At 70.8% G+C, this 26,393-nt stretch carries 26 protein-coding genes and 1 pseudogene; 21 read left to right on the forward strand and 6 right to left on the reverse strand.

What is annotated here, in order from left to right; genetic code table 11:
• Nucleotides 1-63 precede the first annotated feature (63 nt).
• Nucleotides 64-1,911, reverse strand: coding sequence for an autotransporter domain-containing protein (locus ACJQWL_RS05040; RefSeq protein WP_330967416.1), 1,848 nt, complete (start codon nucleotides 1,909-1,911; stop codon nucleotides 64-66).
• A gap of 208 nt (nucleotides 1,912-2,119) precedes the next feature.
• Here ACJQWL_RS05040 and thiS point away from each other — a divergent pair, with 208 nt between their 5' ends.
• The 5 genes from thiS to ACJQWL_RS05065 all read left to right on the forward strand — a co-directional run bounded on the left by thiS (nucleotide 2,120) and on the right by ACJQWL_RS05065 (nucleotide 6,423).
• Nucleotides 2,120-2,320: a sulfur carrier protein ThiS gene (gene thiS / locus ACJQWL_RS05045; protein ID WP_330967415.1), complete on the forward strand. Its 201-nt coding sequence runs from the start codon at nucleotides 2,120-2,122 to the stop codon at nucleotides 2,318-2,320.
• Between the two features lie 100 nt (nucleotides 2,321-2,420).
• The gene (locus ACJQWL_RS05050) at nucleotides 2,421-3,215 is read left to right on the forward strand and encodes a thiazole synthase (RefSeq protein ID WP_330967414.1); all 795 of its coding nucleotides are present in this window, start codon (nucleotides 2,421-2,423) and stop codon (nucleotides 3,213-3,215) included.
• A 16-nt stretch (nucleotides 3,216-3,231) separates the two neighbouring features.
• On the forward strand, nucleotides 3,232-3,975 hold the full coding sequence (gene trmB, locus ACJQWL_RS05055) for a tRNA (guanosine(46)-N7)-methyltransferase TrmB (RefSeq protein ID WP_330967413.1): 744 nt from the start codon (nucleotides 3,232-3,234) through the stop codon (nucleotides 3,973-3,975).
• 132 nt (nucleotides 3,976-4,107) lie between these two features.
• On the forward strand, nucleotides 4,108-5,958 hold the full coding sequence (locus ACJQWL_RS05060) for an SLC13 family permease (protein WP_330967412.1): 1,851 nt from the start codon (nucleotides 4,108-4,110) through the stop codon (nucleotides 5,956-5,958).
• A gap of 114 nt (nucleotides 5,959-6,072) precedes the next feature.
• A complete protein-coding gene (locus tag ACJQWL_RS05065; protein WP_330967411.1) occupies nucleotides 6,073-6,423 on the forward strand; it encodes a hypothetical protein in 351 nt (116 codons plus the stop codon).
• A 228-nt stretch (nucleotides 6,424-6,651) separates the two neighbouring features.
• On the opposite strand, the gene ACJQWL_RS05070 is transcribed toward ACJQWL_RS05065, so the two are convergent.
• Complete coding sequence (locus tag ACJQWL_RS05070) at nucleotides 6,652-7,023, reverse strand: Rieske (2Fe-2S) protein (RefSeq protein WP_330967410.1); 372 nt, start codon at nucleotides 7,021-7,023, stop codon at nucleotides 6,652-6,654.
• 65 nt (nucleotides 7,024-7,088) lie between these two features.
• Here ACJQWL_RS05070 and ACJQWL_RS05075 point away from each other — a divergent pair, with 65 nt between their 5' ends.
• From ACJQWL_RS05075 to ACJQWL_RS05095, 5 genes are all read left to right on the forward strand, one after another.
• A complete protein-coding gene (locus ACJQWL_RS05075; protein WP_330967409.1) occupies nucleotides 7,089-7,400 on the forward strand; it encodes a hypothetical protein in 312 nt (103 codons plus the stop codon).
• Between the two features lie 52 nt (nucleotides 7,401-7,452).
• The gene (locus ACJQWL_RS05080) at nucleotides 7,453-8,160 is read left to right on the forward strand and encodes a fumarylacetoacetate hydrolase family protein (protein WP_330967408.1); all 708 of its coding nucleotides are present in this window, start codon (nucleotides 7,453-7,455) and stop codon (nucleotides 8,158-8,160) included.
• Nucleotides 8,161-8,271: 111 nt separating this feature from the next.
• Nucleotides 8,272-8,691 carry a large conductance mechanosensitive channel protein MscL gene (gene mscL, locus ACJQWL_RS05085; protein ID WP_330967407.1) on the forward strand — a complete coding sequence of 140 codons (420 nt, stop codon included), beginning with the start codon at nucleotides 8,272-8,274 and terminating at the stop codon, nucleotides 8,689-8,691.
• A 122-nt stretch (nucleotides 8,692-8,813) separates the two neighbouring features.
• Nucleotides 8,814-10,229, forward strand: a complete 1,416-nt coding sequence (locus ACJQWL_RS05090; RefSeq protein WP_330967406.1) for a M20/M25/M40 family metallo-hydrolase — start codon at nucleotides 8,814-8,816, stop codon at nucleotides 10,227-10,229.
• 59 nt (nucleotides 10,230-10,288) lie between these two features.
• Nucleotides 10,289-12,025, forward strand: coding sequence for an EAL domain-containing protein (locus ACJQWL_RS05095; RefSeq protein ID WP_330967405.1), 1,737 nt, complete (start codon nucleotides 10,289-10,291; stop codon nucleotides 12,023-12,025).
• Between the two features lie 164 nt (nucleotides 12,026-12,189).
• Here the strand turns inward: ACJQWL_RS05095 and ACJQWL_RS05100 are convergent, their stop codons facing one another.
• The 4 genes from ACJQWL_RS05100 to flgA form a co-directional block, all read right to left on the reverse strand.
• Nucleotides 12,190-13,443, reverse strand: coding sequence for an ATP-binding protein (locus ACJQWL_RS05100; RefSeq protein ID WP_330967404.1), 1,254 nt, complete (start codon nucleotides 13,441-13,443; stop codon nucleotides 12,190-12,192).
• Between the two features lie 68 nt (nucleotides 13,444-13,511).
• A complete protein-coding gene (locus tag ACJQWL_RS05105) occupies nucleotides 13,512-13,907 on the reverse strand; it encodes a flagellar protein FlgN (protein WP_330967403.1) in 396 nt (131 codons plus the stop codon).
• Between the two features lie 23 nt (nucleotides 13,908-13,930).
• Nucleotides 13,931-14,242, reverse strand: coding sequence for a flagellar biosynthesis anti-sigma factor FlgM (flgM, locus tag ACJQWL_RS05110; protein ID WP_330967402.1), 312 nt, complete (start codon nucleotides 14,240-14,242; stop codon nucleotides 13,931-13,933).
• A gap of 132 nt (nucleotides 14,243-14,374) precedes the next feature.
• Entirely contained in the window at nucleotides 14,375-15,061 is a 687-nt protein-coding gene (gene flgA, locus ACJQWL_RS05115) for a flagellar basal body P-ring formation chaperone FlgA (RefSeq protein WP_411300745.1), read from the reverse strand.
• Between the two features lie 749 nt (nucleotides 15,062-15,810).
• On the opposite strand from flgA, the gene ACJQWL_RS05120 reads away from it, so the two are divergent.
• From ACJQWL_RS05120 to flgK, 11 genes and pseudogenes are all read left to right on the forward strand, one after another.
• On the forward strand, nucleotides 15,811-16,743 hold the full coding sequence (locus ACJQWL_RS05120; protein WP_330967400.1) for a chemotaxis protein CheV: 933 nt from the start codon (nucleotides 15,811-15,813) through the stop codon (nucleotides 16,741-16,743).
• A gap of 206 nt (nucleotides 16,744-16,949) precedes the next feature.
• Entirely contained in the window at nucleotides 16,950-17,318 is a 369-nt protein-coding gene (flgB, locus tag ACJQWL_RS05125; RefSeq protein ID WP_330967399.1) for a flagellar basal body rod protein FlgB, read from the forward strand.
• Between the two features lie 49 nt (nucleotides 17,319-17,367).
• Nucleotides 17,368-17,775, forward strand: coding sequence for a flagellar basal body rod protein FlgC (flgC, locus tag ACJQWL_RS05130; RefSeq protein WP_330967398.1), 408 nt, complete (start codon nucleotides 17,368-17,370; stop codon nucleotides 17,773-17,775).
• Between the two features lie 26 nt (nucleotides 17,776-17,801).
• Complete coding sequence (locus ACJQWL_RS05135) at nucleotides 17,802-18,470, forward strand: flagellar hook assembly protein FlgD (RefSeq protein ID WP_411300746.1); 669 nt, start codon at nucleotides 17,802-17,804, stop codon at nucleotides 18,468-18,470.
• 61 nt (nucleotides 18,471-18,531) lie between these two features.
• Complete coding sequence (gene flgE / locus ACJQWL_RS05140) at nucleotides 18,532-19,752, forward strand: flagellar hook protein FlgE (RefSeq protein WP_411300747.1); 1,221 nt, start codon at nucleotides 18,532-18,534, stop codon at nucleotides 19,750-19,752.
• Between the two features lie 153 nt (nucleotides 19,753-19,905).
• The gene (locus tag ACJQWL_RS05145) at nucleotides 19,906-20,652 is read left to right on the forward strand and encodes a flagellar basal body rod protein FlgF (protein WP_330967635.1); all 747 of its coding nucleotides are present in this window, start codon (nucleotides 19,906-19,908) and stop codon (nucleotides 20,650-20,652) included.
• An 82-nt stretch (nucleotides 20,653-20,734) separates the two neighbouring features.
• On the forward strand, nucleotides 20,735-21,520 hold the full coding sequence (gene flgG, locus ACJQWL_RS05150) for a flagellar basal-body rod protein FlgG (protein ID WP_330967393.1): 786 nt from the start codon (nucleotides 20,735-20,737) through the stop codon (nucleotides 21,518-21,520).
• Nucleotides 21,521-21,528: 8 nt separating this feature from the next.
• Nucleotides 21,529-22,299 carry a flagellar basal body L-ring protein FlgH gene (locus tag ACJQWL_RS05155; RefSeq protein ID WP_411300748.1) on the forward strand — a complete coding sequence of 257 codons (771 nt, stop codon included), beginning with the start codon at nucleotides 21,529-21,531 and terminating at the stop codon, nucleotides 22,297-22,299.
• Between the two features lie 29 nt (nucleotides 22,300-22,328).
• Nucleotides 22,329-23,429, forward strand: coding sequence for a flagellar basal body P-ring protein FlgI (locus tag ACJQWL_RS05160; RefSeq protein WP_330969713.1), 1,101 nt, complete (start codon nucleotides 22,329-22,331; stop codon nucleotides 23,427-23,429).
• A gap of 101 nt (nucleotides 23,430-23,530) precedes the next feature.
• Nucleotides 23,531-24,505 (forward strand): annotated as a pseudogene (gene flgJ / locus ACJQWL_RS05165) (flagellar assembly peptidoglycan hydrolase FlgJ); the annotation flags it as partial.
• A 3-nt stretch (nucleotides 24,506-24,508) separates the two neighbouring features.
• A complete protein-coding gene (gene flgK / locus ACJQWL_RS05170) occupies nucleotides 24,509-26,386 on the forward strand; it encodes a flagellar hook-associated protein FlgK (RefSeq protein ID WP_411300749.1) in 1,878 nt (625 codons plus the stop codon).
• The last annotated feature ends 7 nt before the right edge of the window (nucleotides 26,387-26,393 follow it).

Raw genomic sequence — 26,393 nt, forward strand, 5'->3', positions numbered from 1 at the left:
CCCGGAAGTCTATTCCGGCGCGCGCCTACTGGCAACGCGCCGCAATCGCGCCGGCCGCTTCCGTCAGAAGCCGCGTCCCACGTTGAGGAACACGCCCACGCCGTCGGTGCCTTCGCGCGCGACCGAGCCGGCCAGGCCGGCGTCGACCTCCAGCCCGAAGAGAAGGGTGCGGGCACCCAGCATGATCGTGCCGTAGTCCTCGTCCAGCTCCAGGCCCGGCACCGCGTACGGCGCCGCACCCGGCATCGACTGCAGCTGCGCGAAGACTTCCTCGTCGTGCTCCTCGAACTCGCGGTCCCAGGTCAGGCGCGCGTACGGCGCGAAATGCCCGCCCATCTGGGCGACTACCTGCCAGCCCACGCTGCCCACCAGCGAGTCGATCTCGCGCTCGGGGTAGGCCAGCGAGGTCGACAACGCCGGCTGGTCCTCGACCATGGCGTCGATGTCGATGCGCTGCGAGACCAGCGAGACCACCGGCCCATGGCTGAAGCTGCCGTGGTCGAAGCGCCAGCCCGCGTCCAGGGCGACGGTCAGGTTGTCGCCGTCGGCCGAGGCACGGTGCACGCGGGTGGCCGGGCCGAGATCGACGCGACGCTCGGTGTCGTATTCGCCCTTGCTGGTGCTGGCCTGCACGCCCACCCAGGCGTTGCCGCCGCGCCAGCCGGCGTATGCACCCAGGGTGGTGTCGTCGAAGGAGAACTCGCCGCGACGCTGGCCCCACTTGAGCGTCTGCGAACCGGCGCCCAGGAAGCCGCCGAGGTGGACGTTGCCACTGCTCCAGCCGAGCCCGGCCAGCAGGCCGGCGCCACCGCCTTCGCCTTCGATCATCGCGCCGGCGCCCTCGTCGAACTTCTGGTAGTCACCGCGCAGGTCGGCCCATGCCCGCAGGCCGGCCTCGCCCGTGGAGACGCCCCGCCACTGGCTCGCCACCCGCTCGCTGCGCGTGCGCCCGGCCAGCTGCTGGGCATGGGGCAGCATCGCCACCTGGCGCGGCCCTTCCAGCACGGAGATGGCGTAGTCGGCAATGATCGTGTGGGCATTGGCGGTGGGGTGCACGCCGTCGGCGAACGCATACTCGTCGGCCGCATCCGGGGTCACGTAGGTGCTGGGGTTGCAGGTCAGCGACTGCGCGGTGATCTGCGGCTGGCAGGCGGTGCCGGTGATGTTGCTGAAGCCGAATTCGCCCGGATTGGCCACCACCTCCTGGAACAGGCTGAAGGTGTCCAGCGGAATGACCCGCAGGCCCGCCTGGGCCAGGCCGGCGAAGAGCGCGTTGTTGTAGGCCATCGACAACTGGGTGCCGGCGGCCTGGGCGCCCGGGCCCTGGGCGCGGAAGCCTGGGGTCAGGCCGATGTCGGGCACCGTCGGCACCAGCACGTAACGCGCGCCGGCCGCCTGCAGCGTGCCGATCGCGCCGATCTGAGCGGCCACGGCCTGGCCGATCACCGGCGCCGGGTCGCCGCCGGCACCGGCGGTGCCGATCGCGGCGAACACGTCGTTGGCTCCGCCCCAGACGGCATACAGCGCGTTCGCATCGGCCTGGCCGCCGGTGGCCGCCAGGTAACCGGCCACCTGCGCCTGTACCGACGGCACCGGACCGAACGGGCTGGCAGTGTCGGTGCCGGTGCGCGCGCCGCCGACGGCATAGTTGCTACCGCCCTGGTTGGCAGCGACGGCCGCGTCGGCGTAGAAGTCCGCCAGCTGCTCGGCCCACACGAGCCCCGGGTTGGTGGTGAAGCGGCCGAGGATGGCGGCCTGCGGACCGGCGAACTGGATCAGTGCCGGCCGGAAATGACCCGAGTCCGTCAGGCTGTCGCCGAAGAACACGGTCTGCGAATAGGTCTGGGCGAAAGCGGGCGCGGCGGCGAGCGCCAGGGCCGCGGCCAGCGCGGTGCGAACGGGTCGGTTCATGGATCGTCCTTGCGGTATGCGATTGGGAAGGTGCGGTCCGGCGGACGTACGCCCGCGGATGGCGGGCATCGAACCACGCCCGGCGCACGCGGACAAGCGGCAGCGCGGCATCGCTACCGGCCCGGACGCCCCGGCAGCCCCTGGCGGGAGCAGCGGGGCCGGGTGCAGGCGACTGGCGCCACTGCCCGCCCGGCGGGACAATGCGCCCATGGACATCACCCTCAACGGCGAGCCCCGCGCCCTCCAGGCCGCACCCACCATCGCCGAACTGCTCGATGTCGAGGGCCTCGCCGGTCGCCGGGTCGCGGTCGAGGTCAACGGCACCATCGTCCCGCGCGGCGTGCACGCCAGCCACACGCTGGCGGAGGGGGACCGGGTGGAGATCGTGCACGCCCTGGGCGGGGGTTGAGCACGACCGGCCCGCACGATGCCGATGCGCGCGACGGCACCCGTCGCCTTCCCGGTGTTCCCCGCGGCCCACGCCCCGCGCACGATGCGATAATGCGGCGATGACCACGCCCGATTCCTCCGACGCCCTCGTCATCGCCGGCAAGCGCTACGCCTCCCGCCTTCTCACCGGTACCGGCAAGTTCAAGGACCTGGACGAGACCCGCCGCGCCACCGAGGCGGCCGGCGCCGAGATCGTCACCGTCGCCATCCGCCGCAGCAACATCGGCCAGAACCCCGGCGAGCCCAACCTGCTCGACGTGCTGCCGCCGGACCGCTACACGATCCTGCCCAACACCGCCGGGTGCTACACGGCCGATGACGCGGTGCGCACGTGCCGGCTGGCGCGCGAGCTGCTCGACGGCCATGCGCTGGTCAAACTCGAGGTGCTGGGCGACCAGAAGACGCTGTTCCCGGATGTGGTGCAGACCCTGGCCGCGGCCGAGACGCTGGTGGCGGACGGCTTCGATGTGATGGTCTACACCTCCGACGACCCGATCCTCGCCCGCCGGCTGGAAGAGATCGGCTGCGTCGCGGTGATGCCGCTGGCCGCGCCGATCGGTTCCGGCCTGGGCATCCAGAACCGCTGGAACCTGATCGAGATCGTCGAGAACGCCAAGGTGCCGATCATCGTCGATGCGGGCGTGGGCACCGCCTCGGACGCGGCGATCGCGATGGAGCTGGGCTGCGACGGCGTGCTGATGAACACCGCAATCGCCGGCGCCCGGGACCCGGTGCTGATGGCGCATGCGATGAAACTGGCGGTGGAAGCGGGCCGCGCGGCGTCCCGCGCCGGTCGCATTCCGCGCAAGCGCTACGCCAGTGCGTCCTCGCCAGTGGAAGGCCTGGTCGGATGACGGGTCCGGCCAGGCGATGAGCGACGACCCAAGGCCCGGCAAGGCCCCGCCGAAACCTTTCACCGTCACCGAAGGCCACCGCCAGGTGCGCAGCTTCGTGCTGCGCCAGGGCCGCTTCACGCCGGCGCAACAGCGCGCGTTCGACGAGCAGTGGCCCCGCTTCGGCCTGGACTACACGCCCCCTGGAAGCCGGGGCACGCCGCGCGATTTCGATGCCGTGTTCGGACGCAGTGCGCCGCGCATCGTGGAGATCGGGTTCGGCAACGGGGAAGCCCTGCGCTACTCCGCCGCGCGCGATGCGGCGCGGGACCACATCGGCATCGAGGTGCACGCGCCGGGTGTCGGCCGGCTGCTCAATGCGCTGGCCGACGACGACGCGCGCAACGTACGCGTGTACCACCACGACGCGGTCGAGGTGCTGTCAAACGAGGTCGCCGACGGCAGCCTCGACGAGATCCGCATCTACTTCCCCGACCCCTGGCACAAGAAGCGCCACCACAAGCGGCGCCTCGTGCAGCCCGACTTCGCCGCGCTGCTGGTGCGCAAGCTGGCGCCGGGCGGGCGCTTGCACCTCGCGACCGATTGGCAGGAGTATGCCGGGCACATGTTCGACGTGCTGGACGCGACGCCGGGCATCGCCAATCGCGCCGGGCCGCGCGGCGCGGTGCCTCGGCCCGACTGGCGTCCGCAGACGCATTTCGAGACCCGCGGCCAGAAGCTGGGCCACGGCGTGTGGGACCTGCTGTACGACAGGGTCTAAGAGGACCGGGAGCGGGACACTGGTGAGGAGCAGGCACGCCTTCTTGATGCAACCGGCCCCGGTACGGGGTGCCTGCATGCCGCCCACGCGCCGCGCCTGGCGCGCCTGCAACCACGTGCACGCAGCCGCCTGATGGATTCCGCGCTCGCGCTCACCACCGACATGAAGCTGGTCCTGGGACTGGTCGGCTTCACCATGGTGATGTTCCTGTTCGAGCGAATCCGCGCCGACGTGGTGGCGCTGGTCGTGCTGGTGCTGCTGGGCCTGTCGGGGCTGGTCGCGCCGGAAGAAATCTTCAACGGCTTCTCCTCCAACGCGGTCATGAGCATCATCGCCACGATGATCCTGGGCGCGGGCCTGGACCGCACCGGCGCGCTCAACCGCCTGGCCGGCTGGCTGCTGCGGCGCGCGCACGGCATCGAGCATCGACTGATGCTGCTGACCGGCGCGGTGGCGGGCGTCAACTCGTCCTTCATGCAGAACCCGGCGGTCATGGCGCTGTACCTGCCGGTGGCCTCCCGCCTGTCGTCGCGCACCGGCCTGTCGCTGCCGCGGCTGCTGCTGCCGATCGCCGCGGCCATCGTGATGGGCGGCGGCCTGACGATGGTGGGCAACTCGCCGCTGATCCTGCTCAACGACCTGCTGCTGGCGGCCAACAGCAACCTGCCCTCGGGCGCGGCGACGCTGGAGCCGCTGAGCATGTTCGCGCCGCTGCCGATCGGCCTGGCGCTGCTGGGTGCGTCGCTGGCGTACTTCCATTTCTTCGGCAAGAAGCTGGAACGCGATGGCGGCAAGGGCGCCACCCCGGCGCGCACGCAGAGCTACTTCGCCAACGCCTACGGGATCGAGGGCGACGTCTACGAACTGACCGTCACCGCCGACAGCCCGCTGGTGGGCATGTCGCTGGGCGAGGCCGAAGCGCTGCACGGCGCGCCCCTGCTGCTGGCGCTCAAGAGCAGCAACGAGTCGCGCCTGGCGCCGCCCGCCGACACCCGGATCTGGGTGGGCAGCGTACTGGGCGCAATGGGCGACAAGCAGCAGGTGGCCGATTTCGCGCAGAACCAGTTCCTGCGCATGACCACCCGCCTGCGCAACTTCGGCGACCTGTTCAACCCCAGCCGCGCCGGCATCTCCGAGGCGGTGATCCCCCCGACGTCCAACTTCATCGGCAAGACCGGGCGCGACCTGGAACTGCGCAAGCAGCTGGGCATCAGCCTGCTGGCGATCAACCGCGACAAGGCGGTGATGCGCGAGAACGTGCGCGACGTGCCCCTGCGCGCAGGCGACATGCTGGTGCTGCACAGCATCTGGACCGACCTGGCCCGCGCCGCGGCGGGCAAGAACCTGGTGGTCGTCACCGACTACCCCAAGGGCGAGCAGCGCCCGCACAAGCTCAAGATCGCGCTGGGCATCTTCGCCGTGGCGATGCTGCTGGCGCTGTCCTCGCGGCTGCCGGTGTCGATCGCGCTGATGACCGGCGTGGCCGGGATGCTGGTGGCCGGGGTCATCCACATCGACGAGGCGTACTCGGCGATCAACTGGAAGACCGTGTTCCTGATGGCCTGCCTGATTCCGCTGGGCTGGGCGATGGACTCATCGGGCGCGGCCGCGTGGGTGGCCGGCCACAGCATCGAACAACTGCCCGAAGGCACGCCCATCTGGCTGCTGGAACTGGCACTGGGCCTGCTGACGACACTGTTCTCGCTGGTGATCAGCCACGTCGGCGCGACCATCGTGATGGTGCCGCTGGCGGTCAACCTGGCGCTGGCGGCGGGTGGCGACCCGACCGCGTTCGCGCTGATCGTGGCGCTGTCGGCGTCCAACAACTTCATGACCGCCTCCAACCCGGTGATCTCCATGATCAGCGGCCCGGCCGGCTACTCCGGCAAGGAGCTGTGGCGCATCGGCGGCCCGCTCTCGCTGATCTACACGGTGGTGGCGGTGGGCATGGTCAACCTGATGTTCTGGGTCGACCTGTTCTGACCGTCATACCCTTGTCATGGCCGCGGAACGCATCGCGCATTGCGTCCCTCCGGTGCTGGCAGGGAGGTTGAGGGGGTTTCGTGTCCTGCGCAGCCCATCCGGCGTCGATCACACATGGAGATCCACATGATTCGAAGGAAGGCACGCCTGGCGATGATCGCCGCCATCGCGTTTACATCGGCCCACGCCGGCACGGGGTGCGAGCTCACCCTCAAGCCCACGACCAGCGGCTTTTTCCTGAACCCCACGCTCGAAAAGGTCACGGTGCTCAAGGCCACGCCCGGCGCGCCGGGAAAGCCCTGCCTGCTTATCGCCGACGACGAGCTGTTGCAGATCAACGACCAGGTCATTCCCGGGCGCAAGGCCAAGGAGGTAATGGGCTACTGGAAGGCTCTTCCCAGCGGTACCGCGCGCACCTTCAAGGTGAGACGGGCTGACTCGGTCGTTACCGTAGTTATCAAGTGACCCCCCGGGCCTGTTCCTCGGGACGCACACAGGGACGCACACATCCGATGACGCTTCACGGCATCGGGCATCGGTGGCTGCACGTCGTTCTCTCCGGCCAACCGCCCCCGTGTCGCTGACGACGCCGGAATCAATGGCTCTGCGGCCCATCCCGTGGCTCGGCTCGCTCGCCGTGCTGCTGTTCACGACGCTGGGCGGCAGCTGAAGGGACCTGCGGCGGCGCGCGGCCTAACGCGGATCCGCCAACCACACCGCGCCCTCGCGTACGTCCACCGGGACCGCGCGCAATGCCTCGCCCCGGCACGGACCGGCCACGCAGACACCGTCCACCAGCTGGAAGCTGGCGCCGTGGGCGGCGCAAACCAGCAGACCCTCGCGGCTCTTGAGGAACTGCCCGGGCGCCCAGTCCAGCCGCCGGCCCGCATGCGGGCAGATGTTGAGCCAGGCACGCACCGCGTCACCGTCGCGGTACAGCACCAGCGACTCGGCATCGCCGTCGAGCACCACCTCGACCTCCGCGAACGCGCCGTCAGCCAGCCGCTCCAGCGTGACCAACGGCGTGCGTGGGGCTTGGCTTTCACTATTGTTTAACGAATCCATTACAACCTCGCCGACGTGCGTCGCGATACTCGCTACCCCGCCGGATTGTAGTCACCTTGCAACACATGCCCGCATACGCGTTCCGCTTCGACCACGCCCAGTTCCAGTCCCGCGTCCGTGACGCGTTCGCGCCGCGCAAGCCGCGTCACCCGCTGGTGCGGATCGCATTCGGCCTGGTCGGCCTTGCATTGCTGGCGGTGCTGGTGGTGTTCGGCGCGGTGGTGGGCGCGGCGATGATCGCCGCCGGCCTGCTTTACAAGCTGTGGCGCAGCCGCGGCACCCCCGTGGCGCGTGGCGCCGGCCGGCCGGTGGTCGAAGGCCAGTACCGCGTGCTGGACCGCGCCGCGCTGGAAGAACCCCGCGACCGTCGCCGCTGATCGCGGTTCCTTGACGCCGGCCCGGCCGGCCCACCCTTTGGAGAACCTCCCCATGGTCGACGTCATCCCGGCGCCGACGCCGGTGCGCATCCCGGTCCGCGGCGGCGGGCACTTCCCGGTCCGGCGCGTGTACTGCGTGGGACGCAATTTCGCCGACCACGCCCGGGAGATGGGCGCCGCCGCTCCGGCCAGCAAGGCCGAGCGGGGCGAGCCGGTGTTCTTCCTGAAGCCGGCCAACGCGGTGGTCACCGGCGGCGACGTGCCCTACCCGCCCGGCACCCGCAACCTGCACCACGAGGTCGAGCTAGTGGTGGCGCTGGGCCGCGACGCGCCTCCCGGGGTGCTGGATGCGAAGGTCGCCGCGCCGCTGGTGTACGGCTACGGGATCGGCCTGGACCTCACCCGCCGCGACCTGCAGGCCGCGGCCAAGGCCAAGGGCCTGCCCTGGGATACCGGCAAGGCCTTCGACCACGCCGCGCCGGTGAGCGAACTGGTGCAGGTGGCGGACGTGGGCGACCTGGCCGCGCGCACGCTCACGCTGCATGTCAACGGAGAGAAGCGCCAGCATGGGGCGTTTGCCGACCTGATCTGGACCGTACCGGAGATCCTGCACGCGCTCTCGCGCCTGTATGCGCTGCGGGCGGGCGACCTGGTGTTCATGGGCACGCCCGCGGGCGTGGGGCCGCTGCGGCCGGGCGACGGGTTCGTCGCCTCGCTGGACGGCGTGGTCGAGCTGAAGGGACGGATCACCGACGCCTGAGGCGGGCCGTGAGCGGCCCCTTGAATGCGGGCCTGCCCGCATTGGGTAACCGGATTCGCGACGCGTGACGCAGCGCTATAGTCCGCCCCAGTCCACGTCACGAGGCACCCCATGAGCATGGTCGGCGAGTTCAAGGCATTCATCGCGCGCGGCAACGTGCTGGACCTGGCCGTGGCCGTAGTCATCGGCGCGGCGTTCGGCAAGATCGTTACCGCGCTGGTGGACGGCATCATCATGCCGATGGTGGGCATGGCGATGGGCGGGGTCGACTTCTCGCAGCTGTTCGTTTCGCTGGACGGCACCGACTACGCGACGCTGGCCGCCGCGCAGGAAGCGGCCGCCCCGGTGATCACCTACGGCGCGTTCCTGCAGACGGTGATCGATTTCGTGCTGATCGCGTTCGTCATCTTCCTCATCGTGCGTGCCTACAACCGCATGAACAAGCCGGCCGAGGCCGCGCCGGCCGTGCCCAGCGAAGAAGTCCTGCTGCTGCGCGAGATCCGCGACTCGCTCAAGCCGCGCACGCACTGAGCCACGCACGCACCGGCACGCACGCCCGACATGAACGCGCGCGCGTGACTTGAGGCACGCAATGGACGGGCCGCGGGTTGCTACCCTCGCTGCTTCGTCTTTTTCCAGGCTTGGAGTCACGCATGCGCGTACCGTTGTGGGCGAGCGCCGCCACCTTGTTGATCGCCCTGCAACCGGCCACCGTCGCCGCACGGGACACGTCCGCCACGCGGATTCCAGACGAAGCTCTGGCCGTGGCGCCACAGCTGCGCGAAGCCGCGCTGGCCAGCCGGCTGGGCTACGAGATCACCGAATCGCTCACGACCGAAGTCGGGCCGCGCATGGCCGGCAGCGAGGCCGACGCGCGCGCGGTGAAGTGGGCACAGGCCAAGTTCCACGAACTGGGCTTCGACAAGGTGTGGCTTGAGCCGGTCACGTTCCCCAAGTGGATCCGCCGCAGCGAGTCGGGCCATGTCCTGGGCGAGAACGCGCAGCCGCTCACCCTTACCGCGCTGGGCGGCAGCCCGGGGGGCACGGTGGAGGGCGAGGTGGTGCGCTTCGCCGACCTGGCGGCGCTGGAAGCCGCGCCGGCCGGTTCGCTGGCAGGCAAGATCGCCTTCGTCGACTACCGCATGGAGCGCGCGCGCGACGGCAGCGGCTACGGTCCGGGCTCACGCGTGCGCAGCCGCGGCCCGTCCGAAGCGATCGAAGCCGGCGCGTCGGGTTTCCTGATGCGCTCGGCCGGCACCGACTCGCACCGCAACCCGCACACCGGCATCACCCGCTTCGACGACGGGCTCACCCCCATCCCCTCCGCCGCCCTCTCGGTGCCCGACGCCGAGCAGCTCACGCGCCTGCTGGCGCTGCGCCCGCAGCAGGTGCGGATGCAGATCGACGCGGGCTGGGACGGCGAGGCCACCTCGCACAACGTGATCGGTGAGATCACCGGCAGCAGCAAGCCCGGGGAAGTGGTGCTGATCGGCGCCCACCTGGACTCCTGGGACCTGGGCACGGGCGCGGTCGACGACGCGGCGGGCGTGGGCATCACCATGGCCGCCGCCAAGCTCATCGCCGACCTGCCCCAGCGCCCCGCGCGCACCATCCGCGTGGTGGCCTTCGCCAACGAGGAGCAGGGGCTCTACGGCGGCAAGGCCTACGCCGCCGCGCACGCCGACGCCCTCACCGCGCACCAGATCGCCGCCGAGAGCGACTTCGGCGCCGGGCGCGTGTACGGCTACTCCAGTTCGGCGCCCGCGCATGCCGCCGAGGCCGACCGCCAGATCGCCCAGGCGCTGGCGCCGCTGGGGATCGAGCACATGCCCGGCAAGGGCGGCCCGGGACCGGACATCAGCCCGTTCGCGGCCCAGGGCCTGGCGTGGGCGCGGCTGGCGCAGGACGGCACCGACTACTTCGACCTGCACCACACCCCCGACGACACCCTGGACAAGATCGACCCGGATGCAGTCGCGCAGAACGTCGCTGCCTACGCGGTGTTCGCCTACCTCGCCGCGTCGGCGCAGGGCGGTTTTGGCAGCGGGCCGAAAGCGGCCGGGGAGTGAGCGCGACCCGCTCCCGCATCCCGTGCTGCACGACCGCGCCCGCCGGGTAAGCTGATCGCATGGTCCAGCGTTACGACGATTACGGCGACATCGCGGTCGACCCGGTCACCGGGCTCTACCGCCTGGGCGCCAACGGCCCCAGCCTGTCCACGGCGATCGCCGCGGCCGGCGCCACCAAGCGCCGGATCGCACTGCTGCACATCGACCTGGACATGTTCCGGTCGATCAACACCAACATGGGCGAGGACGTCGGCGACCAGGCCCTTGCGGCCGCGGCCCAGCGCCTGCGCAAGGCGATGCCGCGCGATGGCTGGTTGTGGCGGCTGGGCAGCGACGAGTTCGTGATGGGCATCGGCTACCGCACCGGCGAACCCGATGGCGCCGCGCTGGCCGAGCTGCTGCGCGACGCATTCGAGACGCCGCTTTCAATCCCGCCCTACACGCTGCCGATGACGCTTTCGATCGGCATCGCGATCTTCCCCGACCACGCCGAGAACGCGGCCGCGCTGCTGGCCAAGGCCGAGGAAGCGCTCCGCCAGGTCAAGCAGGAAGGCCTCAACAGCATCGGCCTGTACACCGCGACGCCCGAGCGGCCGGCCGGCAACGAAGGCTTCGCCGAGCGCTTCGTCGAGGCGCTGGACAACAGCGAACTCAAGCTGTTCTACCAGCCCCTCATCAACGCCCACGACGGCGGTCTGTGCGGCTTCAGCGCGCTGCTGCGGTGGGACACCGAAGGCCACGGCCTGCTGCGACCGAGTCGCTTCCTGGAAACGGTCGAGCGGGTCGGACTCTCGGCACGCCTGGGCATCTGGGTGGCCGAGGCCGCAATGGCGCAGGTGGCGCGCTGGCGGGCGCAGGGGCTGGATTACCTGTCGATCTCGGTCCACCTGTCGGGTGCGCTGCTGGCGCAGCCCGACTGCCTGGACCGCATCGGCGAGATGCTGCATGGGTTCGACCTGCCCGGCAGCGCGCTGGAGTTCGAAGTTTCCGAAAGCGTGCTGGCAATGGATGCCCACCAGGTCTACGACACCCTGGTCGGCCTGCGCGGGCTGGGCTCCACGCTGACGTTGCAGGACTTCGGCCTGGGCGGGCTCAGCTTCGCGGCGCTGGCGCAGTACCCGCTGGACCGCTTGAAGGTCGACCGCAGCTTCATCCGCAACGTCGCCAGCGACCCGCGCAGCGCGGCGATCGTGCGCGGCATCATCGCGATGGGCCACCAGCTGGGCATGAAGGTCACCGCCAAGGGCGTGGAGAGCGAAGCCGAGCTCGGCTTCCTGCGCCGCAGCCACTGCGACTTCTTCCAGGGCTACCTGTTCAGCCAGCCGCTGCCGCCCGAGGACATGGGCGAACTGGTGCGCAAGCGGTTCCTGCTGCCCGGTGCGTTCGCCGCCACCCGCCCGGAGCGCACCCTGCTGCTGCTGGACGACGAGGAAAACGTGCTGCGCTCGCTGGTGCGCCTGTTCCGCCGCGACGGCTACAACATCCTGACCGCCAATTCAGTCAGCGAAGCGTTCGACCTTCTGGCCAGCAACAGTGCGCAGGTGATCGTGTCCGACCAGCGCATGGCCGACATGAGCGGCACCGAGTTCCTCGCCCGGGTGCGTGACCTGTACCCCGATACCGTGCGCATGGTGCTGTCGGGCTACACCGACCTGGCGACCATCACCGAGGCGATCAACCACGGCGCGATCTACCGTTTCCTCACCAAGCCGTGGAACGACGATGAACTGCGCGAGCACATCCAGGCCGCGTTCCGCACCTGGGAGCGGCGTGCGGCGGGCGAAGCGGTGTACTGACGGGCGGTGAACCCCGTGCGGGAGGGCTTCTGCCCTGATCACGTGATCCTGCATACGTAGGAGCGACGTAAGTCGCGACCGCGCAACTCCGGGTACCTGCGGGGGTCGCGACTTACGTCGCTCCTACGAACGGCCGACCCCACCCATCTCGACTGAAGCCGCGCCTACAGCGCCGCGGACTCCGGCGCCACTTCACCCGCCGGTTGCCGCACCGGCAGCACCATGCGGAACGTGCTGCCCGCACCGGGCCGGCTGTTGACCTCGATCCGGCCGTGGTGCTTGGCGACGATGCGGTAGGCGATCGCCAGCCCCAGCCCGGTGCCGCGGCCGATCGGCTTGGTCGTGTAGAACGGGTCGAAGATGCGCGCGAGCACCTCGTCGGGTATGCCGCAGCCGCTGTCGGCCACGCTGATCCATGCCTCGTCGCCATCCACGCCGGTGGCCAGCAGGATCGTGCCCCGGTCCTCTATCGCCTGACCGGCGTTGATCAGCAGGTTCATGAAGACCTGGTTGATCTCCGACAGGTGGCACTCCACCAGCGGCAACTCGCCGTAGTGCTTCTCCACCCGGACCTTGTACTTCAGGTCGTTCCACACGATGTTGAGCGTGGACTCCAGGCCCTTGAGAAGGTCGGACGGGCGCATCGGTTCGTTGCGCCCCACGTGCGAGAACTCCTTGAGGTCCTGCACGATCTTGGTGACCCGCTCGATGCCCTCGCGCGACTCGCCCAGCAGCTGCGGCAGGTCACCGGTGATGAAGTCCAGGTCCAGCCGCTCGCGCATGGCCTGCATCGACTCGCGGCAGGCCACCGGGTCGGGCGAATCCAGCGCCCCCTGGTAGGCCTCCAGCAGCGCGAACAGCGAACCGACGTACTCCTGCAGCGTGCCCAGGTTGGAATGCACGTAGCCGATCGGATTGTTGATCTCGTGGGCGACGCCCGCGGCCAGCTGGCCGATCGAGGCCATTTTTTCGGACTGCAGCAGTTGCTCCTGGGCACCGGCCAGGCGGCTGTAGGTGCGCTGCAGTTCGTCGTGGCGTCGCTGCAGCTCGCTCGACCGCGCCGCCCGCGCGGAGACGTCGCTCATCGTCACGAACCGGCGCCACGGCTGGCCGGGCAGGCTGCTGAAGAGCTTGACCTCGAGCACCCGCGAGCGGTCGCCGGCCGTGTCCTTGCCCGTCCCATCGGCCCGGGACTGGTCGTCGCCGATTTCCACCTCGCCTATCCAGCGACCCTCCCGCCCCGCCGACTCCCATGCCGCATCGGGCACGCAGGCCAGCAGCCGCGCGGGCCCGGGATCGGTGGCGTCGGGGTAGAGCAGCCGGGCCAGGTCATGTGCGGACTGGTTGGCCTGGGCAAGCGCGCCCTGCGGGGTGACCAGCAGGACCGCGGTGTCGACCACGGCCAATGCCCAGAGCATGTCATCGCTCCAGGTGGCGGGGTCGGTTGCGGGGTCCGTGGAAGCGGAGGGCGGGTTCCGGGGGTCGTTCATCCGATACCGAGGCAGCGTGCCTGCGGGCGGGCGCCCGCATGTCCAGCGGCATCGTACACGCCGTTGGACTCCACGCGGCCCAGGTGTCGCAGGGCCCATGTCACCTCGCGCCGGCGCCTCGACAGCAGCACGCTGTTGGCGCGGTTGAGTTCGCTCAGCAATGCCACCCGCTCGCTGGCGTGGCCGTCCAGCGGCTGGGATTCGACCTGGCGCAGCGCCACCAGCTTGGCCTGATTCGAGTCGAGAAGCGCGTCGACATCGTGCTCCAGCAGGGCGCGGCGCTCCGCCTGCAGCGCCCGCTCCAGGCTGTCCAGGGCATTGGCCACCACCACCGGGTGCACCGCTTCGGGGTGCGGCGACGCGGGCGGGAGGGGCAAGACGGAACGGTTCATGGCGGCCTGGTGCATGGGGGCACTCACTGGGTCAGGGCGTTCTCGAGGTCAAGCATACGGCTGGCGATCCGCCCGGGGTCCACGCTGTAGTTGCCATCGGCAATGGCGGCGCGGATCTCGTTGACGCGGGCGACGTCCAGTCCGGCCGGGGCGGCGCCCAACTGGCGCTGCAGCGCCTGCAGTCCCTCGGCCTCGCCGGTCAAACGCATGCTGTCGGCAGGGGTCGGCGCGGCGACGGGCTGGGTGCGATCCTCGCCCGCGCGCTGCGCAGGTCCGGTCGCGGCCAGGTCCGACGGCCTCGCGGGAGGCAGTCCGCCATCGATCTTGTGGGTCATTTCGTGCTCCTGGTGACTCGGTCGACCATGCTAACGGCCGACCCACCGGGAACTTTAGGGCGCTCGGGCGAACGGATGGCGCGGCGGCCCCCCGGAGCGGGCCGGCCGATGCGAACGGTCGGCGCTGCCGGCTCATCGCACTTCCACCACCCCCGCCTCCACCACCCGGCCGCGGACCACGCGGCGCGACTCGATGTTCTCCACCGACACCGTGCCGCCGGCACCGGGCTGGCCCAGGACGCGGCCGGCCACCCGTACCTCGACCCCGCCGACCCGCGACAGCAGGACCACCGGGTCGCCCCGACGGAGCAGCTGGCCGGCCGCCACGTCGTCCCGCACCGGTGCCACGCCGGGCGCCAGGCCGTGGCGTGCCACCTGGCCGACCAGGTCGGCCGGGTCCGAGAATCCAGTCCCGCCCGCGCCGGCCATGTCGCGCCGCTGCACGGTGACGTCCTCGGCGGTGATCGGCTGGCCGGCCTGCACCGAATCCTTGAGCACCACCACCTCGCGCACGTCGCGCACGCGCACGGGAACGAACATCTGCCAGCCCGGCGCATCCGCGCAGCGCACCTGCACGCTGCGCCGGCTGACCGGCACCGCCTGCAGCGGTTGCGCGCACGCGGCCATCCGCAAGCGGCTGTCGACGCTGGCCTCGGCGCTGGAGGCGTCCGCGCCGACCGCAGCCAGCGCGGCATCGCGGATCGCCTCGGCGGGCGTGAAGCCGGTCGCCGACGCGGTCGCGGTGCACCCCACCAGCGCCAGGCAGGCAGCGGTGGCGAATATCCGGGCGGTCTTCGTGCCGCGGCGGGAGCGTTGCATACCCGGCAGGAGGCAAGGGGTGTGCCAGCGATGTTGCTCTTCTCGCATCGACACGGCGCAGCGTCCCATCTCACCCGGAGGGCGGCGCACATGGATGTGCGCCGTTTCCCGACCGAGCCAGGGATGGCGAGTCGGGAAATCCGAGGCGCCACCGGTTGCCGACGGGAGATCCGTCGGGGAGGACCCTTTCTTTTGGTGACTTTTCTTTGGGTCGGCAAAGAAAAGTGACCCGCCTTCAGGCGGAAGCATTTGATCTTGACTCCGGAGATCAAGAACAACCGCAACAGCTTTCGCCTGAAGGCGAGTTACTTGTCTTTGAAGCGCCAAAGAAAGGTAACCAAAGAATGGCGCTATCCACGACAGTTCGAATACCTCGCGTGGGGCGACGCGGGGACTTTCCGACTCGGCATCCATGCCGAGGTCGGAAAGCGGCGCACATCCCTGTGCGCCGCCCTTCGGGTCTGGCCGGGTCGATGGCACGTCGGGATGCACGGAAACCCCAGCGTCAACGGCCGAAGGCACTGTAGGAGCGGCCTCAGCCCCGATGCCCGGTAGCCGCGCCGCATCGCGATCCTTGTAGGAGCGACGTCAGTCGCGATCCTCGCCCGGTTGGGGTGCGCGGTCGCGACTGACGTCGCTCCTACTGGGGCTCGGGTGGGATCCTGGCGCCGGCCATCGCGGCCCGGGCCGCTCCCGCGCAGGCCCGCGCACCCCCTACAGAAACCCCGCCCCCGGCCGACAACGCCTGCATGAGCCGGGACCTCCTTGACCGCATCGACCAACGCACCCGGCTGGCCGGGCACAACCGCCTGGCGCTGTTGCTGTTCCGGCTGGGCACGCGTCAGCTTTTTGGCGTCAACGTGTTCAAGGTGCAGGAGGTGATCCCGCGCCCGCCGCTGTTCACCCTGCCGCAGCTGCCGGGCGCCTTCCGCGGTGCGGCCGATGTGCGCGGGCGCACGGTGCCGGTGCTGGACCTCGCGCGGGCCATCGGCCACGGCGCACCGGGCGCGCCGGGTGAACCGCCCTATCTGGTGGTGACCGAGTTCAACCGCAGCGTGCAGGGGTTCCTGGTTTCCGGCGTTGAGCGCATCGTCAACATCGCGGTGGAGGACATCCACCCGCCGCCGGACCTGGGCGGGGACTCCAACTACCTCACCGGCGTCACCCGCCACCACGGCGAACTGATCCAGCTGGTTGACGTGGAGAGCGTGCTGGCCGAGTCGGCCCCGCGTGCGTTCACGACCGGCCAGATCACGCCGCTGACGGGGGTCACCGGCCCGCGCGAGGTGCTGGTGGTGGACGACTCGCGGGTGGCGCGCAACCAGATCCGCCAGGTGCTGGAGCAGCTGGGGCTGACCGCCACCCTGCTCTCGGACGGTCGCCAGGCGCTCGACCACCTGCAGCAGCTGGCCGAGGGTGGCCAGCCCCCGCACCAGCGCTACGCCATGGTGATTTCCGACATCGAGATGCCGGCGATGGACGGCTACACGCTGACGACGGAAATCCGTCGCAATCCCGCCCTGCGCGGGCTGTACGTACTGCTGCACACCTCGCTGTCGGGCGTGTTCAACCACGCAATGGTCGAGCGCGTGGGCGCCGACGACTTCGTACCCAAGTACTCCGAGCACGACCTGGCCCAGCGCATCACCGCACGCATCAACTCGGTGCGGCAGGCCGCATAAGACTTCCGCGCTCCCCCTGCCCTTGCAGGGGTTGCGGAGGGATGCCCGTCAGCTCGCCGCAGGGCGCTTCGCCACCCGCCCTCCTCGACGTGTGGGCACGGGTTGCGCCAGCAATCCAACGCCTGGCGCAGCCTCGCCTGTCCTTCCGCGCCCCGCGTGGCACGCGCCTTGCCTGACCCCCGGTGAACCCGCACCCCGGAGGCGCGATGACCGAGCCCACTTCCTCGTTCCTGGGCATCCATGGCACGGCACTGGCCCTGCGCGAGCAGCGGTTGCAGCTGCTGGCGACCAACATGGCCAATGCCGATACGCCCGGCTACAAGGCGCAGGACCTGGACTTCAACCGGGCCCTGAGCGCGGCCATGGCGCCGACCGCCGGCCTCGACGGGCTGCACGGTGCGGCCCAGTCGGCGCGCTTCGAGCGCGCCTCCAGCCAACCCAGCCTCGACGGCAACACCGTGGACGGCGAGCGCGAGCAGGCGACCTTCGCCCAGGCCACGCTCGAATACCGCGCCTCGCTGTCGTTCGTGGAATCCAAGGTGCGGTCGATGCTGACCGCGATCACCGGCCAATGACCACGCAGCCAACGCGCACGGTGCTAGCCGGGCCTGACAGGAGCCGCCCATGAGCAACCTTCCCATCTTCGACGTCGCCGGTTCGGCGATGAACGCGCAGTCGGTCCGCCTGAGCACCATCGCCAGCAACATGGCCAACGCAGACTCGGTCGCGGGCACGCCGGAAGACACCTTCCGCGCACTGCAACCGGTGTTCTCGGCCGAAGCCGTGGGTGCCCGCCCCGAGCTGGCCGGCGTGCGCGTCACCGAAGTGACGCAGAGCGAGGCGCCGCCGATCAAACGCTACGAACCCGGCCACCCGCTCGCCGATGGCGAGGGCTACGTCTACGCGCCCGACATCGATCCGGTGGCGCAGATGGTCGACATGATCTCGGCCTCGCGCAGCTACCAGGCCAACGTCGAAGTGTTCAACACCGCCAAGGACCTGGCGATGGCGACGCTCAACATGGGCCGCTGAGCCCACTCCACCACAGGCCCCAGACGATGACGATGATCAACCCGCAGAACAACGACAGCCCGTGGGGCTCGATGGGGCTGGCCACGCAGGCGCCGCAGCGCGACACCTCGATGGGGCAGGCCGATTTCCTGCGCCTGATGACCGAACAGCTCAAGAACCAGGACCCGCTCAAGCCGCTGGCCAACACCGAGTTCCTGGGCCAGCTGGCGCAGTTCTCCACCGTGCAGGGCATCGAGGAGATGCAGAGCGCGATGGGCGCGATGGCCAGCGTGATGGAGTCCGACCAGACCTTGCGCGCGGCCGCGCTGGTGGGGCGCGACGCGCTGGTGCAGGTCGACACCGTGGAGCTGGCCCCCGGCGCCGGGGTGAAGGGCGAGATCGGTGCGCGCTCGGCCGGCCCGATCCAGGTCGACATCGTCGACGCCAGCGGCGCCACCGTGCGCCGCATGACCGTGCAGGCCGGCGCCGCGGGCGCCACCGCCTGGCAGTGGGACGGCCTTGCCGAGGACGGCTCGCCGGCCCCGGCCGGGCGCTACTCGATCCGCGCCACCGCCGGTGGTGGCGAAGGCGGCGAAGGCCTCGACGTGCGCCTGGCCGCGCGCGTGGACAGCGTCTCGATCGAACCCAGTGGCCTCGTACTGAACCTTTCCGGGCTGGGCAGCCATCCGCTGTCGGCCATCCGCCGGCTCGGCTGACGCGCGCTCCTCCGGCCGTCCGCACCCATCCCACGCACCGCACTCCCCAGGAGCACCCGCCATGAGTTTCCGCATCTCGCTCAGCGGCATGAACGCCGCCAACTCCGACCTCAACGTCACCTCCAACAACATCGCCAACGCCAACACGACCGGCTTCAAGCAGTCGCGCGCGGAGTTCGGCGACGTGTTCCCGGTATCGGCCTACGGGCTGTCGCGCAACTCCACCGGCGCCGGCGTGCGGCTCAACCAGGTCGCCCAGCAGTTCGACCAGGGCAACGTCGAGTTCACCGGCAAGGCACTTGACCTGGCCATCAGTGGACAGGGCTTCTTCACCCTGTCCAACCAGGGCTCGGCGGTGTACTCGCGTGCCGGCAACTTCGGCGCCGATCGCGACGGCTTCGTGGTCAACCCCTCGGGCCACCGGTTGCAGGTGTACCTGCCCAACCCGTCGGGCCAGGGCTTCGACACCGGCCGCATGAGCGACCTGCAGCTGGCGACGGGCGACTCGCCGCCGCGTGCCACCGGCGACGTGCAGCTGGGCAGCAACCTGCCCGCCGATGCCGCCGCGCCGGTGGTCGCGCCGTTCGATTCCACCGACCCGTCCAGCTACAACCACACCACCTCGCTGACCGTGTACGACTCGCTGGGCGCGCCGCACACCCAGTCGCTGTACTTCGTCAAGACCGCCAATCCCAACGAGTGGCAGGTCCACACCGAGATCGACGGCACCGCCGTCGGCGGGCCGACCACCCTGCAGTATTCCGACACCGGTGCGCTGGCCGCGCCCAACCCGGGCCAGTTCACCCTGCCGCCCCACGACCCGGGCAACGGCGCCGCGCTGCTGGAGCTGTCCATCGACCTTGGCGAATCCACCCAGTACGGCGAGTCCTTCGGCGTATCCCAGCTGGTCCAGGATGGCCATGCCACCGGCCGCCTGACCGGCATCGAGGTCTCGGCCACCGGCGTGGTCAGCGCGCGCTACACCAACGGCGTGTCCAACGCGCTGGGCCAGGTGGCGATGACCAACTTCGCCAACCCGCAGGGGCTGCAGCCGCTGGGTGACAACGGCTGGGCGGAGTCGTTCGAGTCGGGGCAGCCGCGCCGCGGCGCGGCCGGCAATTCCGAGTTCGGCATGGTCCAGGGCGGCGCACTGGAGGCGTCCAACGTCGACCTGACCGCGCAGCTGGTCAACATGATCACCGCCCAGCGCAACTTCCAGGCCAACGCGCAGATGATCTCCACCCAGGACCAGATCACCCAGACCGTGATCAACATCCGCTGACGCCGCGGCCACCGCCGCCGCGCCACGAGGCCGCCCCGCACCGCCGGGCGGCCTTTTTCATGGGCGTCGCGTTCCCCCGGCACGGCTCTTGCCTGATCCCGTGCAACGCGGACGCCCAGGCGGCGCCGCCCCACCGACCGCGAGGCCGAGATGATCGACAAATCCGTCTACGTCGCGATGACCGGCGCCAGCGCCACGCTCAAGGCCCAGGCCTCGGTCTCGCACAACCTGGCCAATGCCAACACCGTCGGCTTCCAGGCCACGCTCAACGGCACCCGCGCCGCCCCTGTCGAAGGACCCGGGCTGGCCTCGCGGGTGGCCGCCAGCCACGAGACCCTGGGCGTCAGCGCCCGCGCCGGCGCGATCCAGCAGACCGGCGATGCGCTGGACGTGGCGCTGGACGCGGACCGGTGGCTGGCGGTGCAGGCCCCGGGCGGCGACATCGCCTACACCCGCAGCGGCGATCTCCAGCTCAGCCCCAACGGCATCCTGACCACGTCCGCCGGCCTGCCGGTGCTGGGCGCCAACGGCCAGCCGGTGGCGATCCCGCCGCACGACTCGCTGCACATCGGCGGCGACGGCACGATTTCGATCGTCCCTCAGGGCGAACCGCCGGCCAACGTCGCCGAGGCGGGTCGCCTGCAGGTGGTGGCCGCGGCGACGCGCGACCTGCAACGCGGGGGCGACGGCCTGATGCGCGCCCCCGACGGTGCCCCGCCGCCCGCGCCCGCCGCCGGCAAGGTGCTGACCTCCGGCGCGGTTGAGGGCAGCAACGTCGATGGCACCTCGATGCTGGTGCAGATGATCCAGCTATCGCGCCAGTTCGAGATGCAGGTACGCGTCTTGCAAAGCGGTGAAGAGAACGCCCGCGCCGCGACATCGCTGATGTCATCGCGCTGACCGTCCCCACCCACCCACGCGCGACGCCGCACCGACACCCGCGCCGCGCCGATGAATTGACACCGTCCCGGAGGACGTCGCCATGACCCAGGCACTTTGGATCGCCAAGACCGGACTGGATGCGCAGCAGACGCGCATGGCGGTCATCTCCAACAACCTCGCCAACACCAACACCACCGGCTTCAAGCGCGACCGCGCCAGCTTCGAGGACCTGCTGTACCAGACCCACCGCCAACCCGGCGGCGCGACGTCCGAGCAGACCCAGCTGCCATCGGGCCTGTCCACCGGCACCGGCGTGCGGGTGGCGGCCACGGCCAAGCAGTTCACCCAGGGCAACCTGTCGCAGACCGGCAACGCGCTGGACGTGGCCATCAATGGCCGCGGCTTCTTCGAGGTACTGCTGCCCGACGGCAGCTCGGCCTACACCCGCGACGGCAGCTTCCAGATCAACGCCCAGGGCGAGATGGTGACCAACGCCGGTTACCCGGTGCAGCCGGGCCTGCAGCTGCCCGAAGGCGCGCAGAGCATCACCATCGGCGCCGACGGCACCGTCAGCGTGCAGCTGGCCGGCGAAGCCGAAGCGGTGCAGGTCGGTGCGCTGACCCTGGCCGACTTCGTCAACCCCGCCGGCCTGCAGGCCAAGGGCGAGAACCTCTACATCGAGACCGGCGCCAGCGGCCCGGCGCAGCAGGGCGCACCCGGCACCGCCGGCGCGGGCCTGCTGGTGCAGGGCGCGCTGGAAGGCAGCAACGTCAACGTCGTCGAGGAACTGGTGTCGATGATCGAGACCCAGCGCGCCTACGAGACCAACGCCAAGGCGATCTCCACCACCGACAACATGCTCGGCTTCCTCAACCAGAACCTGTGAGCGCCCCCATGACCGCCCGCCTTCCGCTCTGCCTGGCCGCCGCCAGCTGCCTGGTGCTCTCCGGCTGCGCCACCGTGATGGGCGACGTCCGCCCTTTCGACCGCGTCGCGCCGTCACCCTACGACGCGCACCCGGCGATGGCCGCCCAGGCCCATCCGCACGCCGTCGCTCCCGCGGCCCAGCCGGCCCCGCCCGCCTACGCCGCGCCGGCCACCGGCGGCGGATCCATCTATGCCAGTGCCGCCGGCACCGGCAACCGCGGCCTGCGGCTGTACCAGGACAACAAGGCGCGCGAGGTCGGCGACCTGCTGACCATCGTGCTGGTCGAGCGCACCGCCTCGCGGTCGGTCGCACAGACCTCCGTCACCAAGGACGCCGGCATCGGCATGAGCGCGCCGACCATCGCCGGGATGCCGGTGACCTACAAGGGCAAGTCGATCCTGGAGGCCGAGGTCGAGGGCAGCCGCGACTTCGCCGGCGTAGGCAACTCCACCCAGGCCAACCAGCTCGACGGCGACATCACCGTCAGCGTCGTGCGCAACCTGGGCAACGGCAACCTGCTGGTCAGCGGCGAGAAGCGCATGCGCCTGAACCAGGGCGACGAGCTGGTCCAGGTTCAAGGCATCGTGCGCACCGCCGATATCGGTCCCGACAACCGCATTCCGTCCGACCGGGTCGGCGAGGCACGCATCGTCTATGGCGGTCGCGGCACGCTGGCGCGTTCCAACGCGATGGGCTGGCTCGGCCGCTTCTTCAACTCCGCTGCCTTCCCGTACTGAGGTGTGACGTGAACCGACTCATCGAACTCATGCGCGGACGTACCGGCCGGGCCTCCCTGGCCATCGCCCTGTTCGTCATGGCGTCCTCGGCCAGCGCCGAGCGCATCAAGGACCTGGCCCAGGTGGGCGGGGTGCGCGGCAACCAGCTGGTGGGCTACGGACTGGTGGTCGGCCTGGACGGCAGCGGCGACCGCACCAGCCAGACCCCGTTCACCGTGCAGAGCCTGAAGAACATGCTCGACCAGCTCGGGGTGACCATCCCCCCGGGCGTCAACCCGCAGCTCAAGAACGTGGCCGCGGTGGCCATCCACGCCGAACTGCCCGCCTACGCCAAGCCCGGCCAGACCATCGACATCAGCGTCTCCTCGATCGGCAACGCCGGCTCGCTGCGTGGTGGCAGTTTGCTGATGGCCCCGCTCAAGGGCATCGACGGCGAGGTTTACGCCATCGCCCAGGGCAACCTGGTGGTCAGCGGCTTTGGCGCCTCCGGGCGCGACGGTTCGCGCATCTCGGTCAACGCGCCCAACAGCGGCTCCATCCCCAACGGCGCGATCGTCGAGCGCGCGGTGGCCGGCGGCCCCACCACCGGCCCGGTGCTGCTGAACCTGCACGAATTCGACTTCACCACCGCCGCGTCCATCGTCGCGGCGGTCGACCGCGCCTTCGGCCCGGGACGCGCGCGCGCCATCGATGGCGTGACCATCGAGGTCACGCCCCCGCCCGGCGACCGCATCGCGTTCCTGTCGGTGCTCGAAGGCCTGCAGGTCGCTCCCGGTACCGCCGCGGCCAAGGTCATCGTCAACGCCCGCACCGGCACCGTGGTGATGGGTGGCCACGTCACCGTGTTGCCCGCGGCGGTCGCCCACGGCTCGCTCACGGTGTCGATCGTGGAGAACCTGCAGGTCAGCCAGCCGGGGCCGTTCGCCGGCGGTGCCACCGTCGTCACCCCGCAGACCACCATCGAAGCCACCCAGGAAGGCAGCCGCATGTTCGTGTTCGAAGGCGGCACGTCGCTGGAAGCGATCGTCCGCGCGGTCAACGCCGTCGGCGCCGCCCCGGGCGACATCGTCGCGATCCTGGAAGCGCTCAAGCGCGCCGGCTCGCTGCGCGCCGAACTCGAGGTGATCTGAGCCACCGCCGGCACAACCCTTGCAGCGACCCCGCCATGCGCCTTCCCGCCGCCACCGCCATCCCCATGACGCCCTCCGCGCAGCCCTCGCGCGAACGGCTGCAGACGGCCGCGCGCGAGCTGGAGACGCAGTTCGCCCAGATGATGCTCAAGACCATGCGCAGCACCAGCATGGGCGACGCGATGTTCGGCGGTAACAGCACCTACCGCGACATGCACGACCAGCAGCTGGCCCGCGAACTGGGCAAGAGCGGCCTGGGCCTGGCGCCGATGATCGTGCAGCAGCTCGAACGCAGCAGCGGCATGGCGCCCGCGCCCGTGGCCACGCCCGGACCGATGGCGCTGCACGGCCGCCCGCCGGGCACCCTGTTGCCGCTGGCGATGCCGCGCGGCGGTGCCGGCTTCGCAATGCCGCTGCCCCTGCCGCTGGCGGGGACCGGGATGCTCTCACCCAGCTCCAGCGGCGTCTCGATACCCGCGGCCAACCCGATGGCGATGCCGGTCGCACCCGCGCCCGAACCGCACTACCCCTCGCCGGTGCCGTCGATGGACGCGGCCAGCTGCGAGGACGACGCCGCCCTGGACTGCAGCAGCCCCGAAGCATTCGTCCGCTCGATCTGGCCGCACGCCCAGGCCACCGCCGCCGAGCTGGGCGTCTCGCCCAAGGCGCTGGTCGCGCAGGCGGCGCTGGAGACCGGCTGGGGTCGCAAGCTGGTCGGCGGCGGCAGCGGCGTGGACTCGCACAACCTGTTCGGGATCAAGGCCACCGGCTGGGCGGGCGACCGCGTCAGCTCCGGCACCCACGAATACGTCAACGGCGTGCGCCGCAACGAGACCGCCGACTTCCGCGCGTACGCCTCCGCGCACGACAGCTTCGCCGACTACGCCCGCCTGTTGCGCGGCTCGCGCTATGCCGGGGCGCTGGAGGCGGGGACCGACGCCTCGCGCTTCGCCTCGGCGCTGCAGCGTGCGGGCTACGCCACCGATCCCAACTACGCCGCCAAGATCTCGGCGATCGTCAACGGGCCGACGCTCAACCGCGCGCTGGCGTCGCTGCCAGGCGCCACCCGAGGCTGACGCATGACCATGCTTTCCACCGGCAGTTCCGCCCTGCTCGCCTTCCAGCGGGCGCTGTCGACCGTCGGCAACAACGTCGCCAACTCCGCCACGCCCGGCTACAGCCGGCAGCGGGTCGAACTGGCCACGCGCCCCGGTCAGGGGGTCGGCGCCGCGCATATCGGCAGCGGCGTGGATGTCGCCAAGCTGCAGCGCCTGGCCGACAGCCTGGTGTTCGCACGCCAAGTCGACAGCAGCAGCGAACTGGGCCGGCTGCAGCAGCTGTCGACGATGTCCGGGCGCATCGATGCGCTGGTTTCCGACAGCGCCACCGGGCTGGGCGGCCCGTGGTCTGGCTTCTTCGGCGCGGTCGAAGGCGTGGTTGCCGAACCGACTTCCGCCGTCGCACGCGGCCAGGTACTGGCCTCGGCCGAGCAGCTCGCCGCGCGCTGGCGTTCGATGGACCAGCAGCTGGCGGGGATGGAGTCCGAAACCAACGAACGCATGGCCGCCCAGGCCGGCGAGGCCAACCGCATCGCATCGGAGATCGCCCACCTCAACCGCGACATCGTCTCGGCCGGCGGCAACGCCACGCCCGAACTGCTGGACCAGCGCGACATGCGCGTGCAGCAACTGGCCCGCCTGGTGGGTGGCGAGACGGTGATGCAGGACGACGGGGCGATGAACGTCTTCACCGCCGGAGGCCAGGCCATGGTGCTGGGCAACCGGGCGATGGCGCTGGGCACGGTCACCGACCCGTTCCGCCCCGACCGCCTGCAGCTGGCGCTGGATGGCCCCAACGGGCCGGTGCAGCTCCCGGCCAGCAGCGTGTCGGGCGAAGTGGGCGGGCTGCTGGAGTTCCGCAACCGCGTGCTGGACCCGGCGCGTGCCGAAGTCGGCCGGTTGGCGGTCTCCTTCGCACGCAGCTTCAACGCCGGCCAGAACGCGGGCGTGGACTACAACGGCCAGCCCGGCGCGGACCTGTTCTCGGTCCCCGCGCCGCGCGTCGACCGCCATGCCGGCAACGGCGGCAGCGCCACCCTGGCGGCGGCGTTCGGCGATACCGGCGCGCTCACCGGCCACGACCTGACCCTGCGGTTCGACGGCGGCGCCTGGAGCGCGACGCGCGCCGGCAGCGGCCAGCCGGTGGCGATGACCGGCAGCGGCACCGCTGCCGATCCGCTGCGGGTCGACGGGGTGGAACTGGTCGTCGCCGGCGCACCTGCCAACGGCGACCGATTCTCGCTGCGACCGACCTCGGGCGCGGCCAGCGGGCTGCAGGTCGCGCTGTCGGACCCGGCCGGCCTCGCCGCCGCATCGCCGCTGCGGACCAGCGCCGACACCGCCAACCTGGGCAACGCATCGCTGGGCGGGGCACGCGTCACCGACCCCGCCGCGTTCGCCGCCTTCAGCGGCGCGTCCATCGAATTCATCGACGCCGGCCAGTACACGGTCAACGGCGCCGGCCCCTACCCGCACACCGCCGGCAACCCGATCACCGGTCCCGGCTGGTCGCTGCAGGTCGAAGGCACGCCGGTCGCCGGTGACGCGTTCTCGCTGGCCCGCACCGCCGCGCGCTCGTCCGACAACGGCAACGCCCGCGCGCTGGCGGGCCTGGACACCGCCGGGGTACTGGCCGGGGGCACGGTCGGCATGACCGAGGGCCTGGCGCAGTTCACCGGGCGCGTGGGCAGCGACGCACGCCACGCCGAACTCACCCTGGACGCGCAAAGCGCGATCGACGCCCAGGTCACCGCCGAGCGCGAGTCCGTCTCGGGGGTCAACCTGGACGAGGAAGCCGCCGACCTGTTGCGCTACCAGCAGGCCTACCAGGCCGCCGCACAGGTGATCGCGACCGCCGACACCCTGTTCCAGTCGCTGCTCGGCGCGGTGCGTCGATGAACGGCGC

This window comes from Novilysobacter viscosus (assembly GCF_046600715.1).
GTDB lineage: Bacteria > Pseudomonadota > Gammaproteobacteria > Xanthomonadales > Xanthomonadaceae > Lysobacter_C > Lysobacter_C viscosus.

What these genes read in the sequence shown, in the direction of transcription:
- ACJQWL_RS05040 (WP_330967416.1), bottom strand. Translation starts at nt 1,911, where the DNA reads ATGAACCGACCCGTTCGCACCGCGCTGGCCGCGGCCCTGGCGCTCGCC.
- thiS (WP_330967415.1), top strand. Translation starts at nt 2,120, where the DNA reads ATGGACATCACCCTCAACGGCGAGCCCCGCGCCCTCCAGGCCGCACCC.
- ACJQWL_RS05050 (WP_330967414.1), top strand. Translation starts at nt 2,421, where the DNA reads ATGACCACGCCCGATTCCTCCGACGCCCTCGTCATCGCCGGCAAGCGC.
- trmB (WP_330967413.1), top strand. Translation starts at nt 3,232, where the DNA reads ATGAGCGACGACCCAAGGCCCGGCAAGGCCCCGCCGAAACCTTTCACC.
- ACJQWL_RS05060 (WP_330967412.1), top strand. Translation starts at nt 4,108, where the DNA reads ATGGATTCCGCGCTCGCGCTCACCACCGACATGAAGCTGGTCCTGGGA.
- ACJQWL_RS05065 (WP_330967411.1), top strand. Translation starts at nt 6,073, where the DNA reads ATGGAGATCCACATGATTCGAAGGAAGGCACGCCTGGCGATGATCGCC.
- ACJQWL_RS05070 (WP_330967410.1), bottom strand. Translation starts at nt 7,023, where the DNA reads ATGGATTCGTTAAACAATAGTGAAAGCCAAGCCCCACGCACGCCGTTG.
- ACJQWL_RS05075 (WP_330967409.1), top strand. Translation starts at nt 7,089, where the DNA reads ATGCCCGCATACGCGTTCCGCTTCGACCACGCCCAGTTCCAGTCCCGC.
- ACJQWL_RS05080 (WP_330967408.1), top strand. Translation starts at nt 7,453, where the DNA reads ATGGTCGACGTCATCCCGGCGCCGACGCCGGTGCGCATCCCGGTCCGC.
- mscL (WP_330967407.1), top strand. Translation starts at nt 8,272, where the DNA reads ATGAGCATGGTCGGCGAGTTCAAGGCATTCATCGCGCGCGGCAACGTG.
- ACJQWL_RS05090 (WP_330967406.1), top strand. Translation starts at nt 8,814, where the DNA reads ATGCGCGTACCGTTGTGGGCGAGCGCCGCCACCTTGTTGATCGCCCTG.
- ACJQWL_RS05095 (WP_330967405.1), top strand. Translation starts at nt 10,289, where the DNA reads ATGGTCCAGCGTTACGACGATTACGGCGACATCGCGGTCGACCCGGTC.
- ACJQWL_RS05100 (WP_330967404.1), bottom strand. Translation starts at nt 13,443, where the DNA reads ATGCTCTGGGCATTGGCCGTGGTCGACACCGCGGTCCTGCTGGTCACC.
- ACJQWL_RS05105 (WP_330967403.1), bottom strand. Translation starts at nt 13,907, where the DNA reads ATGAACCGTTCCGTCTTGCCCCTCCCGCCCGCGTCGCCGCACCCCGAA.
- flgM (WP_330967402.1), bottom strand. Translation starts at nt 14,242, where the DNA reads ATGACCCACAAGATCGATGGCGGACTGCCTCCCGCGAGGCCGTCGGAC.
- flgA (WP_411300745.1), bottom strand. Translation starts at nt 15,061, where the DNA reads ATGCAACGCTCCCGCCGCGGCACGAAGACCGCCCGGATATTCGCCACC.
- ACJQWL_RS05120 (WP_330967400.1), top strand. Translation starts at nt 15,811, where the DNA reads ATGAGCCGGGACCTCCTTGACCGCATCGACCAACGCACCCGGCTGGCC.
- flgB (WP_330967399.1), top strand. Translation starts at nt 16,950, where the DNA reads ATGACCGAGCCCACTTCCTCGTTCCTGGGCATCCATGGCACGGCACTG.
- flgC (WP_330967398.1), top strand. Translation starts at nt 17,368, where the DNA reads ATGAGCAACCTTCCCATCTTCGACGTCGCCGGTTCGGCGATGAACGCG.
- ACJQWL_RS05135 (WP_411300746.1), top strand. Translation starts at nt 17,802, where the DNA reads ATGACGATGATCAACCCGCAGAACAACGACAGCCCGTGGGGCTCGATG.
- flgE (WP_411300747.1), top strand. Translation starts at nt 18,532, where the DNA reads ATGAGTTTCCGCATCTCGCTCAGCGGCATGAACGCCGCCAACTCCGAC.
- flgG (WP_330967393.1), top strand. Translation starts at nt 20,735, where the DNA reads ATGACCCAGGCACTTTGGATCGCCAAGACCGGACTGGATGCGCAGCAG.
- ACJQWL_RS05155 (WP_411300748.1), top strand. Translation starts at nt 21,529, where the DNA reads ATGACCGCCCGCCTTCCGCTCTGCCTGGCCGCCGCCAGCTGCCTGGTG.
- ACJQWL_RS05160 (WP_330969713.1), top strand. Translation starts at nt 22,329, where the DNA reads ATGCGCGGACGTACCGGCCGGGCCTCCCTGGCCATCGCCCTGTTCGTC.
- flgK (WP_411300749.1), top strand. Translation starts at nt 24,509, where the DNA reads ATGACCATGCTTTCCACCGGCAGTTCCGCCCTGCTCGCCTTCCAGCGG.